Origin of the sequence: Actinoplanes philippinensis (assembly GCF_900113015.1) — a bacterium.
Lineage (GTDB): Bacteria > Actinomycetota > Actinomycetes > Mycobacteriales > Micromonosporaceae > Actinoplanes > Actinoplanes philippinensis.
Genome location: NZ_FONV01000004.1, coordinates 279,945 through 305,800, shown reverse-complemented (window position 1 = coordinate 305,800; position 25,856 = coordinate 279,945). Strand labels below are relative to the sequence as shown.

At 71.7% G+C, this 25,856-nt stretch carries 21 protein-coding genes; 16 read left to right on the top strand and 5 right to left on the bottom strand.

Annotated elements, in window-relative coordinates; genetic code table 11:
• The 10 genes from BM290_RS11710 to BM290_RS11665 all read left to right on the top strand — a co-directional run bounded on the left by BM290_RS11710 (position 1) and on the right by BM290_RS11665 (position 14,481).
• Entirely contained in the window at positions 1–945 is a 945-nt protein-coding gene (locus BM290_RS11710; RefSeq protein WP_239143496.1) for a carbohydrate ABC transporter permease, read from the top strand.
• Entirely contained in the window at positions 945–1,775 is an 831-nt protein-coding gene (locus tag BM290_RS11705; RefSeq protein WP_093613011.1) for a carbohydrate ABC transporter permease, read from the top strand. Before BM290_RS11710 ends, BM290_RS11705 begins: the two co-directional genes overlap by 1 nt.
• Positions 1,776–1,786: 11 nt before the next feature.
• Positions 1,787–3,010 (top strand): ABC transporter ATP-binding protein, encoded by a 1,224-nt coding sequence (locus tag BM290_RS11700; protein WP_093613009.1) that lies wholly within the window; start codon positions 1,787–1,789, stop codon positions 3,008–3,010.
• Positions 3,007–4,548, top strand: a complete 1,542-nt coding sequence (locus BM290_RS11695) for a glycoside hydrolase family 13 protein (RefSeq protein WP_093613007.1) — start codon at positions 3,007–3,009, stop codon at positions 4,546–4,548. The genes BM290_RS11700 and BM290_RS11695 overlap by 4 nt, the downstream gene beginning before the upstream one ends.
• A 150-nt stretch (positions 4,549–4,698) precedes the next feature.
• Positions 4,699–6,474 (top strand): GmrSD restriction endonuclease domain-containing protein, encoded by a 1,776-nt coding sequence (locus tag BM290_RS11690; RefSeq protein ID WP_203779290.1) that lies wholly within the window; start codon positions 4,699–4,701, stop codon positions 6,472–6,474.
• On the top strand, positions 6,471–7,493 hold the full coding sequence (locus BM290_RS11685) for a CBS domain-containing protein (RefSeq protein WP_093613003.1): 1,023 nt from the start codon (positions 6,471–6,473) through the stop codon (positions 7,491–7,493). Before BM290_RS11690 ends, BM290_RS11685 begins: the two co-directional genes overlap by 4 nt.
• Positions 7,494–7,607: 114 nt before the next feature.
• Positions 7,608–9,026 carry a nitronate monooxygenase gene (locus BM290_RS11680; RefSeq protein ID WP_093613001.1) on the top strand — a complete coding sequence of 473 codons (1,419 nt, stop codon included), beginning with the start codon at positions 7,608–7,610 and terminating at the stop codon, positions 9,024–9,026.
• A gap of 376 nt (positions 9,027–9,402) precedes the next feature.
• Complete coding sequence (locus BM290_RS11675; protein ID WP_093612999.1) at positions 9,403–10,605, top strand: cytochrome P450; 1,203 nt, start codon at positions 9,403–9,405, stop codon at positions 10,603–10,605.
• 62 nt (positions 10,606–10,667) lie between these two features.
• Positions 10,668–13,502: a type 1 periplasmic-binding domain-containing protein gene (locus BM290_RS11670; protein WP_093612997.1), complete on the top strand. Its 2,835-nt coding sequence runs from the start codon at positions 10,668–10,670 to the stop codon at positions 13,500–13,502.
• A 64-nt stretch (positions 13,503–13,566) separates the two neighbouring features.
• A complete protein-coding gene (locus BM290_RS11665) occupies positions 13,567–14,481 on the top strand; it encodes a MurR/RpiR family transcriptional regulator (protein ID WP_093612995.1) in 915 nt (304 codons plus the stop codon).
• A 1-nt stretch (position 14,482) separates the two neighbouring features.
• Here BM290_RS11665 and BM290_RS11660 read toward each other — a convergent pair whose 3' ends face one another.
• The 3 genes from BM290_RS11660 to BM290_RS11650 are packed head-to-tail and all read right to left on the bottom strand — an operon-like array spanning position 14,483 to position 16,398.
• Positions 14,483–15,001 (bottom strand): GNAT family N-acetyltransferase, encoded by a 519-nt coding sequence (locus BM290_RS11660; RefSeq protein WP_093612993.1) that lies wholly within the window; start codon positions 14,999–15,001, stop codon positions 14,483–14,485.
• Positions 15,002–15,052: 51 nt separating this feature from the next.
• Complete coding sequence (locus tag BM290_RS11655) at positions 15,053–15,457, bottom strand: hypothetical protein (protein ID WP_093612991.1); 405 nt, start codon at positions 15,455–15,457, stop codon at positions 15,053–15,055.
• A 41-nt stretch (positions 15,458–15,498) separates the two neighbouring features.
• Positions 15,499–16,398 (bottom strand): AfsR/SARP family transcriptional regulator, encoded by a 900-nt coding sequence (locus BM290_RS11650; protein WP_177319665.1) that lies wholly within the window; start codon positions 16,396–16,398, stop codon positions 15,499–15,501.
• Positions 16,399–16,579: 181 nt separating this feature from the next.
• On the opposite strand from BM290_RS11650, the gene BM290_RS11645 reads away from it, so the two are divergent.
• Genes BM290_RS11645 through BM290_RS11635 form a run of 3 tightly spaced genes read left to right on the top strand, consistent with a single transcriptional unit; the run spans position 16,580 to position 18,828 of the window.
• Complete coding sequence (locus BM290_RS11645) at positions 16,580–17,767, top strand: cytochrome P450 (RefSeq protein WP_093612987.1); 1,188 nt, start codon at positions 16,580–16,582, stop codon at positions 17,765–17,767.
• 6 nt (positions 17,768–17,773) lie between these two features.
• Positions 17,774–18,364, top strand: a complete 591-nt coding sequence (locus tag BM290_RS11640; RefSeq protein ID WP_093612985.1) for an HD domain-containing protein — start codon at positions 17,774–17,776, stop codon at positions 18,362–18,364.
• A 23-nt stretch (positions 18,365–18,387) separates the two neighbouring features.
• Complete coding sequence (locus tag BM290_RS11635) at positions 18,388–18,828, top strand: GNAT family N-acetyltransferase (RefSeq protein WP_093613692.1); 441 nt, start codon at positions 18,388–18,390, stop codon at positions 18,826–18,828.
• A gap of 99 nt (positions 18,829–18,927) precedes the next feature.
• On the opposite strand, the gene BM290_RS11630 is transcribed toward BM290_RS11635, so the two are convergent.
• Together BM290_RS11630 and BM290_RS11625 are read right to left on the bottom strand one after the other, a co-directional pair.
• Positions 18,928–20,418, bottom strand: a complete 1,491-nt coding sequence (locus tag BM290_RS11630) for a DHA2 family efflux MFS transporter permease subunit (RefSeq protein ID WP_093613690.1) — start codon at positions 20,416–20,418, stop codon at positions 18,928–18,930.
• Between the two features lie 132 nt (positions 20,419–20,550).
• Positions 20,551–21,651, bottom strand: a complete 1,101-nt coding sequence (locus tag BM290_RS11625) for a helix-turn-helix domain-containing protein (protein WP_203779299.1) — start codon at positions 21,649–21,651, stop codon at positions 20,551–20,553.
• 130 nt (positions 21,652–21,781) lie between these two features.
• Here BM290_RS11625 and BM290_RS11620 point away from each other — a divergent pair, with 130 nt between their 5' ends.
• Genes BM290_RS11620 through BM290_RS11610 form a run of 3 tightly spaced genes read left to right on the top strand, consistent with a single transcriptional unit; the run spans position 21,782 to position 25,181 of the window.
• Positions 21,782–23,035, top strand: coding sequence for a flavin-containing monooxygenase (locus BM290_RS11620; RefSeq protein ID WP_093612983.1), 1,254 nt, complete (start codon positions 21,782–21,784; stop codon positions 23,033–23,035).
• Positions 23,032–23,859 (top strand): SDR family NAD(P)-dependent oxidoreductase, encoded by an 828-nt coding sequence (locus tag BM290_RS11615; RefSeq protein WP_093612981.1) that lies wholly within the window; start codon positions 23,032–23,034, stop codon positions 23,857–23,859. The genes BM290_RS11620 and BM290_RS11615 overlap by 4 nt, the downstream gene beginning before the upstream one ends.
• Positions 23,856–25,181, top strand: a complete 1,326-nt coding sequence (locus tag BM290_RS11610) for an MFS transporter (protein WP_239143499.1) — start codon at positions 23,856–23,858, stop codon at positions 25,179–25,181. Before BM290_RS11615 ends, BM290_RS11610 begins: the two co-directional genes overlap by 4 nt.
• Positions 25,182–25,856: the final 675 nt, after the last annotated feature.

Genomic DNA, 25,856 nt, shown 5'->3' with positions numbered 1-25,856 from the left:
GTGAGCACTGTCGAAGCGCCCCCGCGCGCCCCCGTGGCCGCCCGCCGCCCGCGACGGATCCGGCTGACCGACCGCGCGCGCCACGAACGCAACCTCGGCTGGATGCTGGCCGGGCCGGCGTTCATCGCGATGGTCGCGGTCACCGGGTATCCCATTCTCAACGCCATCTGGCTGTCGCTGTTCGACTACCGCCTGACCGACCCCGGCGACCGGGAGTTCATCGGGCTCGGCAACTACGCCACCATCCTCGGCGACGGGCTGTTCTGGCAGCAGTTCGGCGTCACCGCGCTGATCACGGTGGTCACCGTGGCCGTCGAGCTGGTGCTCGGCTTCGCCCTCGCGATGGTCATGCACCGGGCGCTCTACCTGCGGACCGCGCTGCGCACCGCGATCCTCGTGCCGTACGGGATCATCACGGTCGTCTCCGCCTACGCCTGGGCCTACGCGTTCAGCAACACCTACGGGTTCGTCAACGGGCTCTTCGGGCTCGGCGACTTCGACTGGTTCGGTGGCACCTGGTCCGCGCTGTTCACGGTCTGCGTCGCCGAGATCTGGAAGACCACGCCGTTCATGTCGCTGCTGCTGCTCGCCGGCCTGGCCCAGATCCCCGACGACTACCTGGAGGCGGCCAAGGTCGACGGCGCCAAGGCCTGGCAGCGGGTCAGACGGGTGATCCTGCCGAACATGAAGGCCGCGATCATGGTGGCGCTGCTGTTCCGTACCCTCGACGCCTTCCGGATCTTCGACAGCGTGTTCATCATGACCGCCGGAGCGCAGGGCACCGAGACCCTGTCCTTCCTGGCCTACCGGCAGACGATCAGCCGGGTCATGGTCGGGCTCGGCTCGGCGGTCAGCGTCATCCTGGCGATCCTCGTCGTCCTCATCGCGGTGCTGTTCGTGAAGGTTTTCAAGACCGACCTGTCGCAGCAGAGGGGGGAGCGCTGATGGGCACCAGCCGCCGCACGCAGGTCTTCTGGATCGCCGGCGCGATCCTGATCATCGCCTACGCGATCGTCCCGGTGCTGTGGATCGTGTCGCTGTCCTTCAAGGAGGGCGACGACATCACCAACAACGCGTTCCTGCCGACCGTGTGGAGCTGGGAGAACTACCGGACCGTCTTCGCCTCCGACCTGTTCACCACGGCGCTGCGCAACTCCGTCGGGATGGCCCTGATCGCCACGACGATCTCGGTGGTCCTGGCGACGCTCGCGGCGTACGCCGTCTCGCGGTTGAACTTCCCCGGCAAACGCCTGGTCCTCGGCGTGGCGCTGGCCATCACCGTCTTCCCGGTCATCGCGATCGCCACCCCGCTGTTCAACCTGTGGCGCACCCTCGGCCTCTACGACACGTGGCTCGGCCTGATCATCCCGTACCTGTCCTACTCGCTGCCGCTGTCGGTCTACGTGCTGGCCGCCTTCTTCCGGGAGATCCCGTGGGAGATGGAGCAGGCCGCCCAGGTCGACGGGGCCACCTCCTGGCAGGCGTTCCGCCGGGTGATCGTCCCGCTCGCCGCCCCCGGCGTCTTCACCGCGGCGATCCTGACCTTCTTCGCCGTCTGGAACGACTTCGTCTTCGGCATCACCCTCACCTCCAGCGAGGCCGCCCGGCCCGTCCCCGCCGCGCTCGCGTTCTTCCAGGGCGCCTCGCAGTTCTCGCAGCCGACCGCGCCGATCGCGGCCGCCGCCGTGGTCGTCACCATCCCCGTGGTGATCCTCGTGCTGCTGTTCCAACGCAAGATCGTGGCCGGTCTCACCAACGGCGCCGTCAAGGGCTGAAAGGACTTCCCGTGGCAGCCATCGAGATGCGCAACATCGTCAAGGAGTACGGCGACGGCTTCAAGGCCGTCAACGACGTCAGCCTCGACATCGCCGACGGCGAGTTCATGATCCTGGTCGGGCCGTCCGGGTGCGGCAAGTCCACGCTGCTCCGCATGATCGTCGGCCTCGAGGACATCACCGCCGGCGACATGGTGATCGGCGGTGACCGGGTCAACGACAAGGCGCCCCGCGACCGCAACCTGTCCATGGTGTTCCAGAACTACGCCCTCTACCCGCACCTGACCGTCTTCGAGAACATCGCCTTCCCGCTGCGGTTGCAGAAGAGCATCAGCGAGGAGGAGGTACGCCGCCGGGTGCAGGCCGCCGCCGACATGCTGGAACTCAACGAGCACCTGGACCGCAAGCCGGCGAACCTCTCCGGCGGCCAGCGGCAGCGTGTCGCGATGGGCCGCGCCATCGTCCGCGAGGTCAACGCGTTCCTCTTCGACGAGCCGTTGTCCAACCTCGACGCCAAACTGCGCGGCCAGATGCGTACCGAGATCTCCCGCATGCAGCGCCGGCTCGGCACCACCACCGTCTACGTCACCCACGACCAGACCGAGGCGATGACCCTCGGCGACCGGGTGGCCGTGCTGCGCCGCGGGTTCCTGCAGCAGGTCGCCTCGCCGCGCGAGCTGTACGAGCAGCCGGTGAACATGTTCGTCGCCGGGTTCATCGGGTCGCCGCCGATGAACTTCCTGCCCGCGCTGGTGTCCGGCGGCCGGCTGAGACTGCCGTTCCTGGAGATCGACGTCCCGGAGAAGGCGGCCGGCAAGGTCACCGACGGGCAGCTGCTGATCGCCGGGCTGCGGCCGGACCACTTCGACGACGCCCGCCTGCTCGACCCCGCCAGACGGGAGCGCGGCGCCACCTTCCGGGCCCGCGTCGACGTCACCGAGTGGCTCGGCGACGCGCAGTACGCGTACCTCCCGTTCGACGCCGGTGACGAGGTCACCAAGCAGCTCGCCGACCTGGCCGCCGAACTCGACAGCGAGGCGTTGCGTACACAGCTCGTCGTCAAGATCGACGCGATGAGCCGGATGCGGGAGAACCACGAGGGCGAGTTCTGGGCCGACACCCGCCGCATGCACCTGTTCGACCCGCGGACCGGCGAGAACCTCACCCGCGACGAGGCCGCCGCCGCCGAGCTGGCCCAGCTGGAGCAGGAGAGACTGCAGGAGCGCACCGGATGAGCTGGTGGCGCCACGCGGTGATCTACCAGGTGTACGTGTGGAGCTTCGCCGACTCCGACGGTGACGGCATCGGTGACCTGCGTGGCGTCCGCTCGCGGCTGCCGTACCTGCGCGACCTCGGGGTGGACGCGATCTGGCTCAACCCGTTCTACCCGTCCCCGCAGGCCGACAACGGCTACGACGTCGCCGACCACCGCGACGTCGACCCACGGTTCGGCACCCTGGCCGACGCCGACGACCTGATCCGTGACGCCCACACGCTCGGGCTGCGGATCATCATCGACCTGGTCCCCAACCACACGTCGTCCGAGCACCGGTGGTTCCGGGAAGCGCTGGCCGCCCCGCCCGGCGCCGCCGCCCGTGGCCGCTACCTGTTCCGGGACGGCCGCGGCCCCGGCGGCGACCGGCCACCCAACAACTGGACCAGCCGGTTCGGCGGCGGCGCGTGGACCCGGGTGCCGGACGGCCAGTGGTATCTGCACCTGTTCGCCCCGCAGCAGCCCGACCTGGACTGGACCGCGACCGAGGTCCGCGAGGAGTTCCACGACATCCTGCGCTGGTGGCTCGCCCGCGGCGTCGACGGGTTCCGCATCGACGTCGCGCACGGGCTCGCCAAGGACCCGCAGATGCCCGACGTCACCGACCCCTCGCCGCCCGGCGGCGCCCACCCGCACTGGGACGTCGACGAGGTCCACGACGTGTACCGCGCGTGGCGCCGGATCCTCGACGAGCACCCCGGCGAGCGGGTCTTCGTCGGCGAGATCTGGGTGCAGACCGCCGACCGGCTGGCCCTCTACCTGCGGCCCGACGAGCTGCACACCGCGTTCAACTTCGCCTTCCTCACCGCCCCGTGGTCGGCGCCGGCCCTGCGCGCGGCGGTCGACGACAGCCTGCGCGCCCTGGAACAGGTCGGCGCGCCGGCCACCTGGGTGCTGTCCAACCACGACGTGGTCCGGCACGTCACCCGGTACGGCGGCGGCACGACGGGCGTACGGCGGGCCCGGGCGGCGGCGCTGCTCATGCTGGCCCTGCCCGGCAGCGCCTACCTCTACCAGGGCGAGGAGCTCGGCCTTCCCGAGGTCGAGGACCTTCCCGACGAGGTACGACGTGACCCCGTCTTCCGGCGCACCGGAGGCGCCGACCCCGGCCGCGACGGATGCCGCGTCCCGCTGCCCTGGTCGGGGGAGTCACCGTCGTACGGGTTCGGGCCGGGCCCCGGGTCGTGGCTGCCCCAGCCGCCCTCGTGGGCGGACCTGACCGCGGAACGGCAGGCCGCCGACCCGTCCTCGATGCTCACCCTCTACCGCACGGCCCTGTCCCTCCGGCCGCACGCCACCGGCGACCTGACCTGGCTGCCCGCCACCGGCGAGGTGCTGGCCTTCCGCCGCGGCCCCGGTTTCCTCTGCGTCGTCAACGTCGGCGACACCCCGGCCCCGATCCCGGCCGAGGCGCGTCGCGCCACGATTCTGTTGTCCACCGCCCCCGCGACGACGGGCGGCACGCTGCCCCCGGCCTCGGCCGCCTGGTACCGCTGCTGACCGTCGAGCCGCGACTCTTCGTCCGCAGCGCCACTTCGGCCGCAACGGTGTTGACAGTGGACGGTCTCCATCGATATACAGAGCGGCTGTTCATCGGACGGGTCTCAGGGGGAATGATCGGTGGCACTCGACAGCCCAAAATTGCACAAGGTGCTGGATGACATCGAGAGCGGCGTGCTTCAGTTGCCTGATTTTCAGCGTGAGTGGAAGTGGGACGATCAGCGTATCCGCGAATTGATCGCGACGGTCACCCTCGACTATCCGCTCGGCGTGGTCATGACGCTGGAGACCGGCGGCAAGAAGCCGTTCCGGCCGCGTACGCTCACCGGCGCCGAGTCGAGCCGGTCGGTCACTCCTGATCTGCTCCTGCTCGACGGCCAGCAGCGGCTCACCTCGCTCTTCCAGGCCCTGCACATCGACCGGCCGGTCCGGACCGTCGACGAGCGCAACCGCGAGCTCGAGCGTTGGTACTACGTGGACATCGCCCGGGCGGTCGGCTCATCGACCGACCGTGACGAGGCCATCGTCTCCGTGCCCGCGGAGCGAATGCTGCGTTCGAACTTCGCCCGGACGGTGGAACTCGATCTGAGCAGCCGCACCCTGGAATGCCGCGCCGGTCATTTCCCGCTGAACATCGTGTTCGACGGCGACGAGGTGACGGCCTGGCAGCGTGAATTCGTTCTCATGAACGACGCCAACTGGAACCTCTGGGCCCAGTTCCAGCAGAGCATCCTGCACAACATCCAGTCGTTCCAGATCCCCATGATCAAGCTGGCCGCCACGACCACCAAGGACGCGGTCTGCTCAGTGTTCGAGCGGGTGAACACCGGTGGCGTGCCGCTGAACGTCTTCGAGCTGCTGACCGCGACCTACGCCGGTGACAGCGACTTCGAGGACGCCAACGGCGACTACTACCGGCTGCCGGACGTCTGGCAGGACATCAAGAAGGGCCTGGCCACGTCGTACCCTGTCTTCGGGCGTCTGGAGCAGAGCATCGAGGACGGGCTGAGCAGCAGCGACTTCCTCCAGGCGGTCACCCTCGTCTGTACCTGGGAGCGTAAGCAGGAACGGTCGGCGACCGCTGTCTCCTGCAAGCGGCGGGACCTACTCAACCTTCCCCTGCGCGACTTCATCCGGATCGCGCCCCGGGTGGCCGAGGCATTCGAATGGGTCGGTGCCTTCCTCGGCGAGCAGTTTATCGTCCGGCAGAACGACCTGCCGTACCGTACTCAGCTCGTTCCCATGGCCGCGGTACGGGCGATCCTGGGCGAACGTACCGACGAGCCGGACAACCGTGACCTGCTCACCCGCTGGTACTGGTGCGGCGTGCTCGGCGAGATGTACGGCGGCGCCACCGAGAGCCGCTTTACCCGCGACGTCGAGCAACTGGTCGCCAGGGCTGCTGGTGACGAGAGCCTCGTCCCGGACACGATCGTGGAAGCGGCGTTCCTCGCCGACCGCCTGGACACCCTGACTACCCGTAACAGCGCCGCCTACAAGGGCATCTACGCGCTGCTGGTCAAGCAGGGGGCGATCGACTGGTTCCATGCCGAGGGGCCGCTCAGTGCCGGCGCGCTGCTACAGCACGCCGTGGACGTCCGGCAGGTCTTCCCGAAGTCCTGGCTCGCTCGCAACCTTCCGGGGGAGAGCCGGGGCAACTCGATCGTGAACAAGACGCCGCTGTCCTACCGGGCGAGCAAGAGCCTGATCGGGGCGCCGTCGGCGTACCTGCAGTTGCTGGCCCGGGAGACCGGGACCAGGCGGGAATGGTTCGACGACGTCATCGCCACCCACGTGATCGATCCGTCGGCGCTGCATGCCAACGACTTCTACGCCTTCTACTTCGACCGTTCTGCGCGGCTCGTCGAGCTTGTCAACGACGCCATGGGCAAGCGTACCGTCTTCCGTGACGCCTCGGACCGGTGATCGTGACCGACACCCGGCGTCCCAGCAGCCAGGAGCTTCTCGCTCTGAAGGGCAAGACCCTTCGGGTCACCGACCTGCTCGCCATGTTCGGAGAACGGGCCCGCAACTTCCACAACGTGCCGGTGATCGAGCGGGCGCTGCAGGAAGCCGGCCTCGACACTCATCCGTCTTTCACAACCTGTGGGCTCGCGACACGGATGCTGGTGATCGCCCACAACATCGGGCCGGCCGGCGAGGAAGAAGCCGACGAGGAGGTGCAGCCCGGAATCCTGCCCCAGCAATCGTTCAAGATCGGCGACATTCCGTCTGCCCGGGGTGGTGTCTTCTCGGTCAAGTCCACGGCTCCGCTGCACACCGCCACCTACACGATGCGGCAGAAGAACTACTCCCAGATTCCGGTGATCGACGGCATGGCCGAGATCAAGGGCGTCATCACCTGGAGTTCGATCGCCGCCCGGTATGAGAAGGGCGAGGTCCCGACGCTCGCCAACGCCATGGTCCAGGACTCGATCCCGATGGCCGAGGTGCACCACGATCTCTTCAGCCGCCTGCCCGAACTGCGGCAGTATGGTTATCTGCTGGTACGGGACAACAATGGCATCTTTGTCGGGATCATTACCGGCGACGACATCACCGGCCAATTCCACACCCTCGCCCTGCCGTTCTTCCTGGTGGGCGAGATCGAGTCGCGGCTGCGTCTCTGTCTGGGCCCGAAGCTGACCGGCGACCCGGTCCGCGCGCTGAAGGGCCCGAACCACTCCGGCGACTTCTCGAAGCTGATGTTCGGCGAGTACATCAAACTGCTCAGCGGGGATCAGCAGAACGCCGGCCTGCGCGCCTGTGCCGACACCAACTGGGCGTCGCTCGGGTGGGGAGTGGACCGTACCCAGTTCGTTGCTCAGCTGGACCGCGTCCGGATCATCCGCAACCAGATTGCACACTTCGATGAGGAGCCACTCAGCCCACACGAGATTGACGAGTTGCGGGAGTTTTCCGGGCTGCTGAAACAACTGCTCTGACGGGCCCGAGGCCTGCCCGGGTGGGTCCTCCGGCCCTACCCGGGCGCTGCGGTCCTTCAGCAGGCTGCGAGGGTGATCACTTCCGGAAGTCAGCCTGTGCTCATCCAAGGTGGCATGGGGGTCGGTGTCTCGCATTGGCGGCTGGCGAGCGCGGTCGCCCGTACCGGTCAGATCGGGGTGGTCTCCGGGGTTGCCCTTGATGTGCTGCTCGCCCGGCGGCTGCAGCACGGGGACGAGGGCGGGCACGTCCGGCGGGCGCTCGGCGCGTTTCCGGTGCCGGAGGTGGCCCGGGACATCCTGGAGCGGTACTTCGTGGACGGCGGGGTCGCCGGTGGCGGGCCGCTGCGGCCGGTGCCCCAGCAGGGGCTGCGGCCGCGCCGGCACACCCAGCAGCTGGCGGTCGTGGCGAACTTCGTCGAGGTCTTCCTCGCCAAGGAGGGGCACGACGGGCCGGTCGGTGTCAACTATCTGGAGAAGATCCAGCTGGCCACCCCCTGTGCGGTGTACGGGGCGATGCTCGCCGGCGCCGACTGGGTGCTGATGGGCGCGGGGCTGCCCACCGAGATCCCACGGCTGCTGGACGCGCTCGCCGGGCATCGGCCGGCACGGCTGCCGGTGACCGTCCACGGCGCCCGGCCGGGGGAGGAGCACCACGTCGCCATCCACCCGCGGGAGCTGCTCAGCGCCGACCTGCCGCCGCTGCGACGGCCCGGGCTGCTGGCGATCGTGTCGTCGGCGACGCTCGCCGCCTACCTCGCGCGGGACGAGACGACCCGGCCGGACGGGTTCGTGCTGGAGACCTCGGTCGCCGGCGGGCACAGCGCCCGGCCGCGCGGCAAGCTCACCCTCGACCCGGACGGCGAGCCGGTGTACGGGCCCCGCGACCTCCCCGACCTGCCGAAACTGGCGGCGCTGGGGCTGCCGTTCTGGCTGGCCGGCGGGCAGGCGAGCCCCGGACGGCTGGCCGCCGCCCGGGCCGCCGGGGCCGCCGGGATCCAGGTGGGGACGGCGTTCGCCCTCAGCCGCGACTCCGGCCTCGACGACGCTCTCCGGCAGCGGCTGCTGGGGCAGGCCGCCGACGGGACACTGGTGGTGCGTAACGACGTGCGGGCGTCGCCCACCGGGTTTCCGTTCAAGATGGTGCCGATGACGGGGACGACCGCGGAGGAGCAGGTGTACGCCGTACGCCCGCGGATGTGCGACCTCGGCTATCTGCGCACGCCGTACCGCCGGCCGGAAGGCGGTGTGGGTTTCCGGTGCCCGGCCGAACCCGTCGACGAATACGTGCGCAAGGGCGGCCTCGCCGAGGACACCGTGGGCAGCCGCTGCCTGTGCAACGGGCTGGTCGCCACCGTCGGGCTGCCGCAGCGGCGGGCCGGGGGCTATGTGGAGCCGCCGCTGGTGACGCTCGGGCAGGATCTCGGGTTTCTGCCGCACCTGCCGGCCGGGTTCACCGCGGCCGACGTCGTCGGATACCTGCTCGGCGGCCCGGCCGGCAGTGCGGGTCGGGGCGCACCCGATCCACAGCGCTGAGCGGCCGTCATCGCCGGCGTGGCCGGAACGGATTCCGGGCCTTGCGCGAAGGAGTGAAAAAAGGGCCGGGACAATGCGGATGACATGCGTGGCGACGATCAATCATCCGACTTCTGTATCAGCCGGCATTACACTTTCGAAAGTCAGGCTCCTGCAGTGCGGGCGACTGTAGTTTCACAGTGCTCACATGAGTGGAACCCGAGTTCGGTTCATTCGTATGCAGACCCCTTTTCAAAGGGAAGGGTGCTGCAATGGCGTCGCTTACCTACGAGGTGATCGGGAGACGACTCCGGCTCTGCGTGGTCGATGGGCCGCCGTTCGCACGCGTTGCTCCCGACGGGGACGTGTGCCCGGTTCGCCCTCTGGAAGGACACCGATGACCGTCATCACCGACATCCTCTCCGCCGCCTGCCTGTCCGATCCGGCCCGGGTCTGGGAGGCGCTGCGTGAGACCGAGCCGCTCGCCTTCCATCCGGGCATGAACGCCTACGTGATCAGCCGTTACGCCGACGTCGAACGGGCCTTCAAGGATCCCGTCTTCACCAGCGACAACTACGGCTGGCAGCTGGAGCCGGTGCACGGGCGCACGATCCTGCAGATGGACGGGCGTGAGCATTCGATCCATCGCCGGCTGGTCACCCCGGCCTTCCGTGGTGGGGAGCTGACCGCCCGGTTCGTGCCGGTGATGCGCCGTAACACCGCCGAGCTGCTCGACGTGTTCCGGCACACCGGTGAGGTCGACCTGGTCGACGCGTTCACCACCAGGTATCCGATCAACGTGATCGTGGACATGCTGGGGCTGCCCAAGTCCGACCACGTGCTGTTCCATCGCTGGTACACGTCGCTGATGGCGTTCCTGGCGAACCTCACGCAGGATCCGCAGGTGGCGGCCGCGGGGCTGCGGACCCGTGACGAGCTGGCGGAGTATCTGCTGCCCCGGATCGCCGAGCGGGCCGCCGACCCGGGTGACGACCTGATGTCCGTGCTGTGCACCGCGGAGATCGACGGCCAGCGGATGACCGCCGCGCAGATCAAGGCGTTCGTCAGCCTGCTGCTGCTGGCCGGGGGCGAGACCACCGACAAGGCGCTGGCGAGCATGATGCACAACCTGATCCGCAATCCGGATCAGATGGCGAGGGTACGCGCGGACCGGACCCTGATCGGCCATGCTCTCGCCGAGACGTTGCGGTACTCGCCACCCGTACAGATGATCATGCGGCAACCGGCCGCCGACGTGGAGCTCTCCGGTGGAACGGTGCCCGCCGGCGCGACCGTGATCTGCCTGATCGCCGCCGCCAACCGCGACCCGCGCCGCTACGCCGACCCGGACCGTTTCGACGTCGGCCGTCCCGACCTGGATTTCGCGAAGGCCTACACCGCCGCCGCCAACCACACCGGCTTCGCGCTCGGCCGGCACTTCTGTGTCGGCGCGATGCTCGCCCGGACCGAGGTCGAGGTCGCCGCCAACGCCCTGCTGGACGCGATGCACGACATCGAGCTGACCGAGCCGGCCGTGCCGCAGGGCCTGTTCACCCGTGCCCCGGCCGCTCTGCGCCTGCGGTTCCGGCCGGCCACGTGACCGGCGATCGGCGGCTATCATCAACGCTTCGAAGTGGATCGGTCACTGTGGAGCGGGGCGCCATGCCGGACGAGTTCGGGCCACCTGTCTTTCGGGGCGTCCATGAGCTGCTGAAACTGGTGCTCTTCCTGCGGCGGCGGCCACGGTTCCTGCCGCGCGTGTCGGACATGTCGGTGCACGGCGACATCCCGCTCCCACTGATCCAGCTGGCCGGGCCGGAGGAGTCGGTGCACGGCTTCCTGCTCGGGCTGCGCGACGAGCTGGAGAAGGCCGAGCCGCGTACGCCGTACGTCCTGATCGACGCCGCCGCCCTCGCGCCCGCCGCACCGGCCGCCCCCGGCGCCGCGCCCGCGCCGGAGGCCCCGGCCGAGCCGCCCGAGCTGGTGCTCCTCGACCACCTGTGCCGCCGTCTGCAGGAGGACCGGTTCGCGGAGCGGCCCAACGGCTTCCGCCGCTACCGCCTCGCCAGGTGGCTGACCCGGCACACCCTCGAACAACCCGGCCTGCGCGACCCGCAGTCGGAGATCGTCGGGATCCTGCGCCGGTGGCGCGGCGAGCCGTCGACCGCCCAGGACGCCGCGCAGACGCAGATCTCCCCGCAGGGCAGCAACACCTTCTCCACCGCCTTCCTCACCGGCGGGTTCTGGCTGCTGCGGCTGGGGCTGATCAAATGGCTCGGCCGGCGCTCGTACGGGATCGTGCCGGAGGCCCGCTGGTTCATGCGCCGCCAGACCTACATGGTGCCGCGGCACTCCTCGGACTTCTTCGGTTTCGCCGAGCGCCTCACCGCCGGCCGGCTCACCAAGGAAAATGAGGATCAGCTGCACAAACTGCTCGTGCACGCGTTCCTCGAGGACCTGCGGCAGGCCTACCGGCGGCGCCGGCTGTCGGTGCTGCCCCGGCGGCGGGGGTGGCGGCGCACCGCGTACGTCCCGGTGCTGATCGGCCACGCGACCGCGGGCAACGGCGGCGTCCGGCTGATGAGCCTGATCAACGACGTGCGCAACGAGACCGGCGAGCTGGACCCGCTGCTGGTGATCGCCGGGCGGCGCGACGACCCGGCCGCCGAGGGGCAGACCAAGCTGTACGCGCCAGCCAGCAACACCGCCTACACGAACTGGAAGAAGGACCTCCCGGTACAGCGGCAGAAGCTGGCCGCCGACGCCCGGTTCCTCACCATCCACCTGCGCGAGCCGTTGTCGCCGTCGGCCATCGCCAACACCTCCGGCGAGGACCCGGACGCCTGGGCCGACCTCGATCTGAACCCGGGCCGCCCGTCGCTGCTGGCCCGGCGCGGCGTGCTCGAGGTGCTGCTGGTGGCGGCCCTCGTCGCGGTCGCCGCGCTGCCCGCCGCCCGGTGGGCCGACTACTGGCGGGCCGGCTGCTCCTATCTGAAGGTGACGGCGGACTCCGGGATCGCGGTGCGGTTGGCCGAGGTCGGCCCCGGTGACCGTCAGTGTGTCGGCTTCAGTGACAACGAGGCGCAGATCTTCGGCAGCAACGAACGGCTCGAGGCCGCCCAGCGGGAGGTGTTCCGGCTCAACGCCGAGGCGGCCGTCCTGCACGGCCGGCAGCCGGGCCGTCCCCTGATCAGCATCGTCTACTTCGCCGGGCTCACCCATGCCGGCGCCGACCTGGAGACCGACAACGCGGTCGCCGAGGAGCTGATCGGGCTGGCCATCGTCCAGCGCCAGCAGAACCTGTCGGTGACCGGCCAGAACGAGCCGCTGCTCCGGGTGATCATCGCCAACGGGGGCCGCGGGATGTCGGTCGCCGACCAGGTCACCCGGGACATGCTGATCCCGCTCGCGGAGCGCGACCCGAGCGTCAAGGCGGTGGTCGGGCTGGACCGTACCGTCCCGCAGACCCGGCAGGCGATCGCCGACCTGGGGCGGGCCGCCGTGCCCACGATCGCCACCACGCTCACCGGCTCGGGGCTCGCCGACGCGTCCAAGTTCTACTTCCAGATGGTCTCCGGCAACCCGCAGCAGGCCCAGCTGATCGCCGCCTACCTCAAGCACCTCACCAGCCCGAAGGTGGAGTTGCTCACCATCGTCCGGCCGGCGCCGGGCGGCCCGCCCGACGACTACGTCGACACGCTGGTGGCCGAGCTGACCAGGGCGGTCGCCGGGATCGCCACGGCCGAGGTGGTCGAGCTGCCCGGTGGCGCCGCCCTCAAGCCCTGCACCAGCGCCGACCCGCGGGCCTCCGGGCAGAGCCGGATGTACTTCTACGCCGGGCGCGAGACGGGCTACGCCGGATTCCTGCAGGCGATCAAGGAGGACTGCGCGGTGGAGACCCTGCCGCGGATCGTCGCCGACGACGCCATCACCCGGATGGTCGCCCAGCCCGCGTTCCGTCAGCAGAGCTATGTGGCCGAGATGGATCTCGACTACGTCGCGCTCGGCAGCCTCGTCGTCCTGGCCGGGCGCAGCTGTCCCCAGCAGCGCACCCCGGCCGCGCCGCTGGCCGGCAAGAGCCGTCTCGTGGAGTTCTGCGCCGGGTACTTCGACCTGATCCACGACGAGTCGTCGCAGCTGTTCGACAAGAAGTGGGCCGTTCCGTCGTACCCCGGTGAACGGGTCGGTGTCGCCTATGACACCGCCGACCTGGTCATCACCGCGGCGCGCCAGGCCGGGCCCGCCCCGTGGAACCGGGCGTGGCTCGCGCAGCTCTTCCGCGACAGGGAGTTCGCGCACGTCGGCGCCAGCGGCCGGATCAGCTTCGCCGACTCCCGGGTCGGCGCCAACCGCAACATCGCGATCCTGCGGCTGCCCACCCCGGCCAATGCGGCCGAGGCGGCCGACACGACCCCGCACTGTCTCTTTCTGATCGGTGAGTTGTACGGGAAGGAGACCGCCACCCAGCAGGCGGCCACCGGCTGCCCCACCGGTTGACGGACACGTCCGGACAGTCGTAATTTTCATCGCGTTGTCGTGATGATGAAAAGGGTGACCACTGATGTCGGGTGAGAGCGGCGGACTGCTGGGGCGGCTGCGCATCGAGGGGCCGCAGATGCCGGAAGCGCTCGGCCGGATCGCCGAGGCCATCCTCGCCGACCCGGAGACCTCGGCGCACGCCAGCATCGTCGACCTGGCCGAGCGATCCGGGACGTCCACCGCGACGGTCACCCGATTCGCCCGGACGCTGGGCTTCAAGGGGTACGCGAGCCTGCGCGTCGCCGTGGCCACCGAGACCGGCCGCGCCGAACAGGCCCGCTGGGAGACCGACATCAGCGGCGACATCGCGCCCGGCGATCCACTCGACCAGGTGCTGAGCGTCGTCGCGGCGGCCGACACCCGGGCCATCCAGGGCACCGCGGCCGGCCTCGACGTGACCGCGATCGATGCCGTCGCCGCCGCGATCGCCGGCGCCCAGCGGGTCGAACTCTTCGGCTTCGGCAGCAGCGGCACCGCGGCCCGCGAGATGGCGTTCCGCCTCGAACGCATCCGGGTGCCGGTCTGGCACCGCCAGGACAGCCACACCGCCCTCACCAACGCGGCGCTGCTCCTGCCCGGCGACGTGGCGATCGGACTGTCCCACTCCGGGCGCACCCGTGAAGTCATCGAGACGCTCGCCGAAGCCGCCGACCACGGGGCGCTGACCGTGGCCGTCACCAGTTTCGCCCGATCGCCGCTGGCCGAGGTCGCCGACATCGTCTTCACCACGAGCGTGCTGGAGACCACGTTCCGCCTGGCGGCGTTGTCCGCCCTGCACTCGCAGCTGCTCGTGCTCGACCTGATCTACGTGGCGGTGGCGCAGCGCACGTACGAGCGTACCGCCGAGGCCTTGAAACTGACCGTTCGCGCCGTCGACGCGCATCGCCTGCCGGAGAAGGCGCCCGGTCGCAAGCGCAGGCCCTCCGCGGACCGGTAGGTCACAGTTTCAGCCGGTATCGCTGCTCCAGGCGGCCGCTGCGGGGATGCGGTGTGGGGTCACCGTCGCGGAGCCAGCCGAAGCTCTCGTAGAGGGTGACGGCCCGGGGATTGTCCAGGTAGACCTCCAGCTCGCCCTCGGTGAAACCGGCGGCGGCGAGGAGGCCCGGCAGATCGCGCATCAGGAGGCGGCCGACTCCGAGGCCCCAGCTCGACGGCCGTACGCCCAGGTAGCGGATGTGGGCGGTCAACTCGCCGGTGGACTCGCCGGTGGACTCGTCGCTGGGCTCGTCGCTGGGCTTTATCGCGGCGAAACCGTGGACACGGGTGTCGTTGTCGATCGCCACCACCAGCAGGGAACGCGGGGAACTCCCGACCACCTGCTCGATCAACGGCAGCGCCTGGTCGAGCGGGGCCAGATCGGGGTCGTTGTCGCGTGCGGCGGTGGCCTCGGCCCAGATGGTGGCGGCCTCGGCGAGGTGCTGTCCGGGGGCGGCCACCTGGACGCTCAGATCGATCATGGGGTGACTCTGTCACCGAAGATCCGAAACGGACATCGATTTAGCCCGTCATCAGCCGCGGTCCTCGGACAGCGACTGCTGGACCACGAGATAGACCTGTTCGACGGTGATGCCGTGTCTGCGGGCTATCAGCGCTACGTCGTGGCCGTCGCCGTAATCGGCCACTATCGCGTCGGGATTCACGAAACCCTGCATCTGGTACGGCGGGGGCGCGTAGTAGGCGGGCGGAGGCGGTTGGTGGTAGGCGGGCGGAGGCGGTTGGTAGTAAGCGGGCGGAGGCGGCTGGTAGTAGGCGGGCGGCGGCTGCGCCGGTCCAGCGGGTCCGACCTCTCGCGCGACCAGGGTGAAGACCTGCTCGACGGTCAGCCCGTAACGAGCCGCGATCGCCTCGACCTCATACCCGTCGCCGAACTCCGCGACGATGCGGTCCTCTCTGGTCTGATACGGCTCGGTCACAGGCCGAAGTTACCGCGCGGCGTCCACCCCGGGAACCGCTGTCAGTTCATCGACAGCGGATCGGGCGGGAAGAGGTCGTGGCCCTCCCACGGGTCGACCGCATCCGGGTACGCCGAACTCTCCGGCTCCGGCTCCGCCTTGGCCGGCTTGGGGATGGGCCTGGTGGCGGGCAGCGGCTCCCGCGCGGGTGCGGGAGGCGGCTCAGGAAACGGTCTGGTCGCGGCGATGGGTTTGGGTGCGGGTGCGGGAGGCGGCCCAGGAAACGGTCTGGTCGCGGCGATGGGTCGGTGCGGGGGCTCGGGAGCCGGCCCGGGGAACGGTGTGGTCGCGGCGATGGGTTCGGGTGCGGGTTCCGGAGCCGGTCCGGGGAACGGTCGGGTCGCGGCCGGGGGAGGCGCCGGTGTGGCCAGGGCGGTGGGTTCCGCCAGCAGTGCCGAGGCGGCGGCGCGCTCGGAGTTGAGGCGGGCCCGGGCCGAGTCGAACACCGGGCCGCTCAGGCCGGTGAGCGGTTCGGCCTGCCACCGGCCGAGGGCGGTCCGGATCTCGTCGGTCGCGGCGCCGATCGCGCCGGTCTGGTGCTCGGCGTGGGCGCGGGCCAGCGCCGCCCGGAAGACACCGGTGTCGACAGCGGTTTCCCCCGCCCGGATGACATAGCCGCCGTCGGTGAGCGTGATCAGCGAGGTGCGTTCCGGGTCGAGGCCGCGGCGCAGCGCACCGATGAAGCGCTGTACGACGTCGATGCCGTTGGGGGGCGGGTCACCGTTCCACAGAGCGGCGACGATCTGCTCCACCGGGACCGGGCGCGGGGCGTGCAGCAGCAGAAGGGCGAGGACCGCCTGCTGTTTCGGGGGTCCGAGGTCGACCTGCTCCGTGCCACGGTACGCACGGATCGGGCCGAGCATCTCGAAGCGCAGCGCGACGGCGGAGGTGCCGTCGTTCATCCCGTTTACCCCCATCGAACAGCGAGTTCCCGGCAGCAGCATAACGACGGGCGTCCCGCTCGAGGTCCTGCGGGGGAACAGGCGACGGCCACCGAACGGTCACCTTTGCCGGACGTTTCCCCGGCCCCGCGTCGCCGGTGCGGATCCTCGAGGCGCGGTGGGCGTGTGGTTGAGTGGCGGGATGGACTTCGAGACCGCGCTCGGATCACTGTTCTCACCCGAGGGGCGCCGGGATCCGTACCCCGCCTATGACGTCCTTCGCGAGCACGCGCCGATCTTCTCCGGCCTCGACGGGCGCTGGTTCGTCACCACCCACGCGCTGACCAGCCGCCTGCTGCGCGACCCGAGCGTGCGCGTCGCCGACGCGGCCGTCTACGACAGCTTCTGGCCGGACTGGCGGGACAACCGGGGCGTCGCCTCGATCGTCCAGTCGATGCTGCTGACCAACCCACCGGACCACACCCGGCTGCGGCGGGCCGCGGCCGCCACCTTCACCGCGCGCCGGGTCGCCGGGATGCGCGACATGATCACCGGGCAGGCCACCGACCTGATCACGGCGATGCCGGCGAAGGCCGATTTCGTCAGCGCGTTCGCCTACCCGCTGCCGATCGCGGTGATCTGCGCGCTGCTCGGGGTGCCCGACACCGATCGCACCTGGTTCCGGGAGCAGGCCGCCGACCTCACCGTGGTGCTGGAGCCGATCAGCACCGAGGAGGAGATGGCGCGGGCCGACACGGCCGGCCGCGAGCTGGAGGACTACTTCATCGGCCTGATCGCCGAGCGCCAGAAACAGCCGCGCGAGGACCTGACCAGCGCGCTGGCCGCCGCCGGGTCCGGTCTCACCGGGCAGGAGCTGCTGGCCAACCTGGTGCTGATGCTGGTCGCCGGGTTCGAGACGACCACCAACCTGCTCGGCACGGGCCTGAAACTTCTGCTCGACCAGCCCGCCCAGGCCGACCGGCTGCGCGCCGAGCCGGAGCTGGCGCCCGCCTTCGTCGAGGAGACGCTGCGCTGGGACTCGCCGGTCCAGATGGCCGCCCGCTACGCCTCCGAGCCACTCGACCTCGGCGACGGCCGCCATCTCGCGCCGGGCGCCGACCTCAACCTGCTGCTCGGCTCGGCCAACCACGATCCCGAGCGCTACCCCGACCCGCATCGCTTCGACCCGGACCGGCCCAACATCCAGCCGGTGTCGTTCGGCGGCGGCGCCCACTACTGTCTCGGCGCGCCGCTGGCCCGGCTGGAGGCGCAGGTCGCGTTCCCGCTGCTGGTGAGCATGCTGCCCAAGCTCGCGCCGGCCGGTGAGGCGCGGCTGCGCGACCGCCTGGTGCTGCGCGGTTACGCCGAGTTGCCGGTCACCACGAGCTGACCGCCGATGCCGGAACAGATCAACACCGCCGATTTCCTGTACGAGGCGGGCGCGCTGAAACGGACCGCCCGGACCGGGTGGGCCCTCGCCCGGATCGCCGGCCGGGAGTCGGTCGCGGACCACTCGTTCCGTACCGCGGTGATCGCCATGATCCTGGCCGCGATGGCGGGCGCCGATCCGGACCGGGCCGCCACCCTCGCGCTGCTGCACGATCTGCCCGAGGCACGGCTCGGCGACATGCACCACCTGACCCGCCGCTATCTGGACGAGCCGAAACCGTTCCGCCGGGTGATCGACGACCAGACCGCCGCCCTGCCCGCCCCGGTCCGCGACCTCATCCGGGACCGCGCCGCCCAGTGGCTGGACCAGGACACCGCGGAGGCCCGCCTGGCCCGCGACGCCGATACCCTGGACTCGCTGCTGCACGTCCGCGAGAGCCTCTCCGACCGGCCCGCCCTGCGCGAACGCTGGGAGGACTACCTGGCCGGCTCGGTGACGACGGACGCGGGCCGTACCCTGCTGGCCGAGATCCGCGCCACCGACCCGGACGCCTGGTGGCCCCGCACCGTGGCCGGCGACGTGCCGCCGCACCGGTGATCTCCGGCGCTTATCGTCGGGGCATGCACATCCGGCCGATCCACCACGGCGACGCGGCCCGTCTCGCCGTCCTGCTCGACCAGCTCGGCTTCCCGTCGACCGAGCGGGAGGTCCGCCAGCGTCTCGACTACTGGCTCGGCGACCGGGCGGGCGCCCTGCTCGGCGCCGACGACGACGGCGCGCTGGTCGGGATGGCGGCCCTGCACATCACCCCGCTGCTGGAGGTGACCGGCAAGTTCGGCCGGCTGGCGGCGCTCGTCGTCGACGAGGCGGTCCGCGGCCGTGGTGTCGGCCGGATGCTGATCGGCGCCGCGCAGCAGCGGGCCCGGGCGGCGGGATGCCTGTTCGTCGAGGTCAACAGCAGCAACCACCGGGAGTCGGCGCACCTGTTCTACGAGAGCCTCGGCTTCACCGACAGCCGCGAGACGTCCCGCCGCTTCGTCCTGCCGCTGACCGGCCTTTGAACCGGCCCGCGCCGGGTGTGCCGGGGGCTGCGCGGGTCACCGGACGTGGTCACCGGCCTTTGAACCGGCCCGCGCCGGGTGTGCCGGGGGCTGCACGGGTCACCGGACGTGGTCACCGGCGTCCGAGCCGGCCCGCGCCGGGTGCACCGGCGGGCTGCACGGGTCACAGAACGTGGTCACCGGTGTGTGGGCGGTCAGCCGGGCCGGGATCAGGAACCACGCCAGCGCCCCGCCGGCGACCATCAGCGCGGCGCAGATCGTCATCGCGTTGCGGTAGACCGGCGCCAGCACGGCAGGGTCGGTCAGGTTCCCCGTACCCAATCCGGCGGCCAGGGGGAGGACCGCCACCGCGAGCAGGCTTGCCGCCCGGGCCACCGCATTGTTGACGCCGGAGGCGACCCCGGCGTAGGAGTCGTCCAGGGCGCCGAGCGCCGTCGCGGTCAGCGGCGCCACCAGCAGGCACAGCCCGAGACCGAAAAGGATCACCGGTGGCAGCACGTCGGCGGTGTAGGAGGCGCCCGCGCCGACCCGCGACAGCCACGCCAGCGCCGCCGCGCAGACCAGCGGCCCGGCCGCCATCGGGATCCGCGGGCCGATCCGCTGGCCCAGCGCGCCGGCCCGGGCCGACAGCAGCAGCATCAGCACGGTGATCGGCAGCAGCGCGACCCCGCTGGCCAGCGGCGAGAACCCGGCGACCACCTGCAGATTGACCACCACCAGCAGGAACACGCCGCCGTTGGCCGCGTAGACGAGCAGCGTCACCAGGTTGGCGCCGGAGAACGCCCGGGACCGGAAGATCGTCAACGGCAGCATGGGGTACGCCGAACGCCGCTCGGCGAGCACGAACGCGACCATCCCGGCCACCCCGATCACCAGCGGCACGAAGACCGTGGGGTGGCCCGGCCCGTGCTCCGGCCACGCGGTGAAGCCGTAGGTGAGGCCGCCCAGCCCGGCCGCCCCGGTGAGCAGCCCGGTGACGTCGAACGATCGGGCCGCCGACGGGTTGCGGGACTCCGGCACGTGCCGCCCGGCCACCCACAGCACGATCGCCGCCACCGGCACGTTGATCAGGAAGATCAGCCGCCAGCTGCCGCTCTCCACCAGCCAGCCGCCGAGGAACGGGCCGAGCGCCCCGCCGATGCCGCCCAGCCCCGACCACGCGCCGATCGCCTTCGCCCGGTCCTCCGGCACGAACGACGCCTCCAGGATCGCCAGCGCCCCCGGCGTGAGCAGCGCCCCGCCGACGCCCTGCAGGATCCGGGCCGCGACCAGCAGCTCGATGGTCGGCGCCAGCCCGCACAGCAGCGACGCGACGGCGAACCAGGCGACCCCGCCGAGGAACATCCGCCGCCGGCCGAACCGGTCGCTGAGCGAGCCGCCGAGCAGCACCAGCGAGGCCAGGCTCAGGGCGTAGCCGTTGACCGTCCACTGCAGGCCCGCCGAGTCGGCGCCCAGACTCCGGCCGATCTCGGACAACGCGATGTTGACCACCGTCGCGTCGATGAACGCCAGGCTGGAGCCGAGGACGGTGGCCAGCAGCACCCACCGCCCGGCCGCCGACCGGTATCGCAGAGCCCCGGGAGAAGTCACGCCGTGAGCCTCGCACACGAGACCGGCGAAGCCCACCGGGCCCGACGAAGCACCCGGGCCGACGAAGCACCTGGGGCCGGCGAAGCACCCGAGGCCGGCGAAGCCCACCGGGGCAGCCGGCACACCGGTCGGTCAGGTCGCCTCGCGCAGCCAGGTGCGGCACAGCCACCACGCGTTCACCGCGCCGAACGTGCCGGCCGGGTCGATGCCGGTCACCTCGGCGAACCGGCGGACCCGGTTGCGCACCGTGTTCGGGTGCACGAACAGCCGCCCGCCCGCGACCGTGACGTCCCGGTCGCTCTCCAGCCAGGCCAGCACGGCGTGCGCGACCGGCCCGGCGTTCGGCCCGAGCGACGTCCACGCCTGCCGGTGCCGGTCGAGCAGCGCCGCCGCCAGATCGGCCCGTACGGTCAGCGCCGCCTGCCAGGCCACGTCGGCGATGTGCACCACCCCGGTCCGGCCGGTCGCCTCGGCGGTGACCAGCGCGGCCAGGGCCAGCCGCTGCATCGGCGCCAGCTTGTCCGGCGCGGCCGGCCCGGCCAGGCCGGCCGTCGCGTCACGCGCCGAGGGCGCCCGCGACAGCACCCCGACGAACAGGTCGTCGACGATCGCGCACACCACCGGCGGCTGATCGCGCAGCGCCCGCTCGTCGAACCCGGGCCGGGCCACCAGCACCCACAGCCCGTCGGCGACCGGCAGGCCCGCCTCGGCGACGGCCAGCGCGGCTGCGGAGCCGCCCTGCAGCAGCCGCCGCAGGATCGCCGGGTCCCGCCCGCCCGGCCGTGGATCGGCCAGCGCCCTGGTGGCCCGGTGCGCGGAGATCAGCCGGCCGCGGACGGCGTCGGCCCAGTCGTCGTACAGCTCCCGGGCGTCCAGCAGCCGCTCGGCGCTGACCCCTTCGGCCCGGCCCACCTCCCTCGCCCGCGCCCAGATCGCCCGCTCGGCGACGTGGATGGCGCCCAGCACCGCCTCGATCGGCACCCCCTGCCGGGCCCGGGTGACGCCCAGCTCCTCCACGAACGACAGCTCGGCCTCGGTCGGCCCGCGACGGTCGGCCAGCGCCCGCGTCCCGGCGGTCAGCAGCGCCCGGGTGTGCCCGGCGATGTCCGACGGCGGCAGGACCGCCACCTCCCGCACCGTCGCGCGGACGCCGGCGATGACCGACGGCAGCAGGTCCTCGTCGCCCATCACCCGCTCGATCAGGTCGACCATCCCGGCCCAGCCGTCGTTCATGCCGCCATGCTGCCGCGCCGTTGTGCCGGCCCACAACCAGAACGTGAAACGGCGTGGTCCACACCATGTTCACGCCGGTCGTGGCCGCCTACCGTTTGGCCAGCGCTACAACGTCGGTAGGAGAAGTTCCATGCGTGTCGCCGTGATCGGCGCCGGAGCCGCCGGCCTCGCCACGCTCAAGGCGCTGCTGCACGCCGGGTGCGACGCCGTCGGCTACGAGAGCGGCGACCGGCCCGGCGGCCTGTGGACCGACACGTACGCCTCCCTGCACCTCAACACCAGCCGGGCCCGCACCGAGTTCGCCGCCTTCCCGATGCCGGCCGGCTGGCCCGACTACCCGTCCGCCGTCCGCGTCGCCGGATACCTCGCCGACTACGCCGACCGGTTCGGGCTCACCCCGCACATCCGGTTCGGCACGACCGTCACCCGGGTCGAGCCGCGCTGGACGGTCACCACCGAGGACGGTGACACCGGGCGGTTCGACGCCGTCGTCGTCGCCAACGGCCACAACCGGGTGCCCCGATGGCCCGCGCCCGCCTATCCGGGCACGTTCGACGGCGTCCAGATGCACGCCCACGACTACCGCACCTCCGACGTGTTCCGGGACCGGCGGGTGCTGGTCGTCGGGATGGGCAACTCGGCCATGGACATCGCCGTCGACGCCTCGCACGTCGCCCGCGGCCCGGTCCTGCTCTCCGCCCGGCACGGCGTCCACATCGTGCCGAAATACCTGTTCGGGCGTCCGGCGGACGCCACCGGCGGCGCTATCGCGGGCCTTCCCTGGCGGTTGCGGCAGGCGATCGCCGAGACGTTGCTGCGGGTCGCGGTCGGGACCCCGCAGCGGTACGGGCTACCCGCCCCGTCCCGCGGCCTGTTCCGGAGCCACCCGACCGTCAGCGACACGATCCTGCACCGGCTCACCCACGGCGAGGTCGTCGCACGGCCCGGCATCGACCGTCTCGACGGCGCGAAGGTCGTGTTCACCGACGACACCATCGACGCTGTCGACGTCATCGTCTGGGCCACCGGGTACCGCGTACACCTGCCGTTCCTGTCCTCGCGGTGGACCGGCCCGGACCCGGAGGCCCTGCCGCTCTACCGCCGGGTCTTCCACCTCGACGACCCGACCCTCGCGTTCGTCGGGCTCATGCAATCCACCGGCGCGGCGTTCCCGGTCGTCGAGGCGCAGGGCGAGCTCGTGGCCGCGTACCTCACCGGGTCCTGTGCCCTGCCCCCGGCCACCGACCAGCGCCGCGCCGTCGAACGTGCCCTGACCGCCGCCGTCGCCCGATGGGGCGCGTCCGCGCGCCCCCACATGCGCGTCGACTTCGACAGCTACATCGCCGAGCTCAACCGCGAGATCGCCCGAGGAGCCCGAAGATGACCCACCGCGATCCCCACGGCCTGCGTGTCCTGGTCACCGGCGCGTCCGGGACGTTCGGCCGGGCGATCTGCGCCCGCCTGGACGGCCTCGGCGCCCGCGTCGTCGGCCTCGACCGCCTGCCCCGCGTCAACGACCCGGTCGAGGTGCTGCCCTGCGACGTCACCGACGACGACTCCGTGCGTGCCGCGGTCGCCGAGGCGATCGCCCTGCTCGGCGGCCTCGACCTGCTCGTCAACAACGCCGGCGTCGGCGGGCCCGCCCCGGCCGAGCTGCCACCCGGCGAACAGGCCCGGCGCCAGCTCGACGTCAACCTGCTCGGCACCTGGCGGGTCACCGCCGCCTGCGTGGGCGCCCTGGTCGACGCCCGCGGCCGGGTCGTGATGCTGGCGTCACGGATGGCGGTCATGCAGTTGCCGCTGGCGGCCGCCTACGGCGCCTCCAAACGGGCCATGGTGGCGTACGCCGACGCGCTTCGCCTGGAGATCGGCACCCATGTCGGTGTCACCTGCGTCTACCCGTCGGCGGTGCGCAGCCCGATCCACGACTCCACGGCCGAGGCCGGCCTCTCCCTCGAGGGCCTGAGCCGGTACGAGCCACTCGACGGCGTGGTCGACACGGTCGTGCGGGCCGCCCTCAGCCGCCGCGCCCGCCGTGACCTCGCGACCACCCGGCGCGGGGCCGTCGAGCTGTTCCTCGCCCGTCACCTGCCGGCGCTGACCGACCGGATCGTGGCCCGTACCCTGGCCGGCCGGGTCCGCTCCGGCGCGTTCGCCGACGCCACGCTGGCCGCCGGTGTGGTCGCGCGGCACGGGGAGGGGCGGTGAGCGTCCGGCGCGGGGACCTGGTCGCGTACGCCACCGGGTCGATCGGCATGGGCGTCTGGGTGACCGTGCCCTGGCTGCTGCTGCTCTACTTCCTCACCCACACGCTCGGGGTGCCGCCCGCGCTCGCCGGGCTCACCCTGCTCCTGCCCAAGATCATCGACGTGGTGGTCCACCCGTACCTCGGCAGCCGCTCCGACCGCGCCGCCCGCCGCACCGGCCACCGGCTCGGCATGCTCCGCTTCGGCCTGGTCCTCGCCGTCGCGATGACCGGCATGTTCACCGTCCCCGCCGGCCTCACCGGCGGCGGGGCGGCGCTGTGGGTGGGCGCCTGGTTCATCGCCGGGAACCTGCTCTTCGCCTGCTTCCAGGTGCCCTACCTGACCACGCCGTCCGACCTGGAGGTCGGCTACCACGAACGCACCCGCGTCTTCATGGTCCGGATGCTGCTGCTCACACTCGGGCTGCTCGGCGCCGGGGTGGCCGCCCCCGCTCTGGTCGCCGGCGGCGGCCGCGCCGACTACGCCCGGATGGCGCTGCTGCTCTCCACGGTCATGGTCGTCTCCGGCCTCGCCGCCGTCACCGGCATACGCCGCCTCACCGCCCACGCCGGCTTCCGGCCGCCCGCCGGCTCCCACTCCACCCTCGCCGACATCGCCGTCGCCCGGCGCGACCCCGACTTCCGGGCGCTGGTGCTGTCGTACCTGTTCACCGGCACCACCACCCACCTGTTCCTGGCCGCGCTGCCGTTCTACACCGAACACGTCCTCGCCGACCCCACCCTCACCGCCGTGTTCATGGGCGCGTTCCTGGGGCCGGCGGTGATCGCCGGGCCGGTGTGGGCGGTCGTGTCCCGCCGCATCGGCAAACAGCGGGGGCTGGTCGTCTCCCAGGCGGTGTTCGTGGTGGGGTCGCTGGCGCCGCTCCTCGGGTACGGCGTCGTCCCCGCCGTCCTCGTGGTCGTCGTCCTCGGCGTCGCCTTCGCGGGTCTGCAGCTGTTCGCGTTCTCGATGGTGCCCGACGCGGTCGCCGCCGCCTCCGCCCGCGGTGACAGCCGGGCCGGCGCCTACACCGGAGTGTGGACCGCGACCGAAGCCACCGGGACCGCCATCGGCCCCTATCTGTACTCGGCGGTCCTCGCCCTCGGCGGATTCGTCGCCACCACCGACGGGCGGGTCGTCACGCAGCCCGGGTCGGCTCATACCGCGCTGCTGCTCGGGTTCACGGTGGTGCCGGCGGTGCTGATGGCTGTTGGTCTCGCTTTCCAGCTCCGCTGGACTCTCGACCGCCCGGCCGCCGTCGTGCCCCAGACCCTTCATCCGTAGCCTCACCCCGGCTCGGCTCGGCTCACCCCGGCTCGGCTCGGCTCGGCCCTGCCCGGCCCTGCCCGGCCCTGCCCGGCCCTGCCCGGCCCTGCCCGGCCCTGCCCGGCCCTGCCCTGCCCTGCCCGGCCCTGCCCTGCCCTGCCCGGCCCTGCCCGCCCTGCCCTGCCCGGCCCTGCCCGGCCCTGCCCGGCCCTGCCCGGCCCTGCCTCGCCGCCGCGCTCCTGCTCGCCGCTCGCCCGACTGCTCGCCTGCTCGCCGCCCGCCCGACTGCTCGCTCGCCGCCCGCCCTCCCGCCTGCTCGCCGGCCGCCCGCCGCCCGCCTGCCCGACTCGCCGCCGCCTGCCCCGCCCCGGCCCCCACCCCGTCTCGCCGCCGCCCCGCCCGATTTCCTCCCCTCCGGTCGGGCGTGCCCGTCGGGTCTGCCTATGGTTGGGCGTGCCTATAGTTGGGCGTGCCTACGGTTGGGCGTGCCCACGGTTGGGCGTGCCCACGTGCCTACGGTTCGGTCCGGCCTGCTTCGGCCGGGTTTGCTCAAGTGGGTCCGCCAACGGTTCGGGCGTGCCTGCCGGGTGGGCTTGCCTGCGGTCGGACCTGTCTGCCGGTGGGCATGCCTGCGATTGGTTTGCCTACGGTCCGGTCGTGCCTGCCGGTGGATTTGCCTCGGGTCAGACCTGC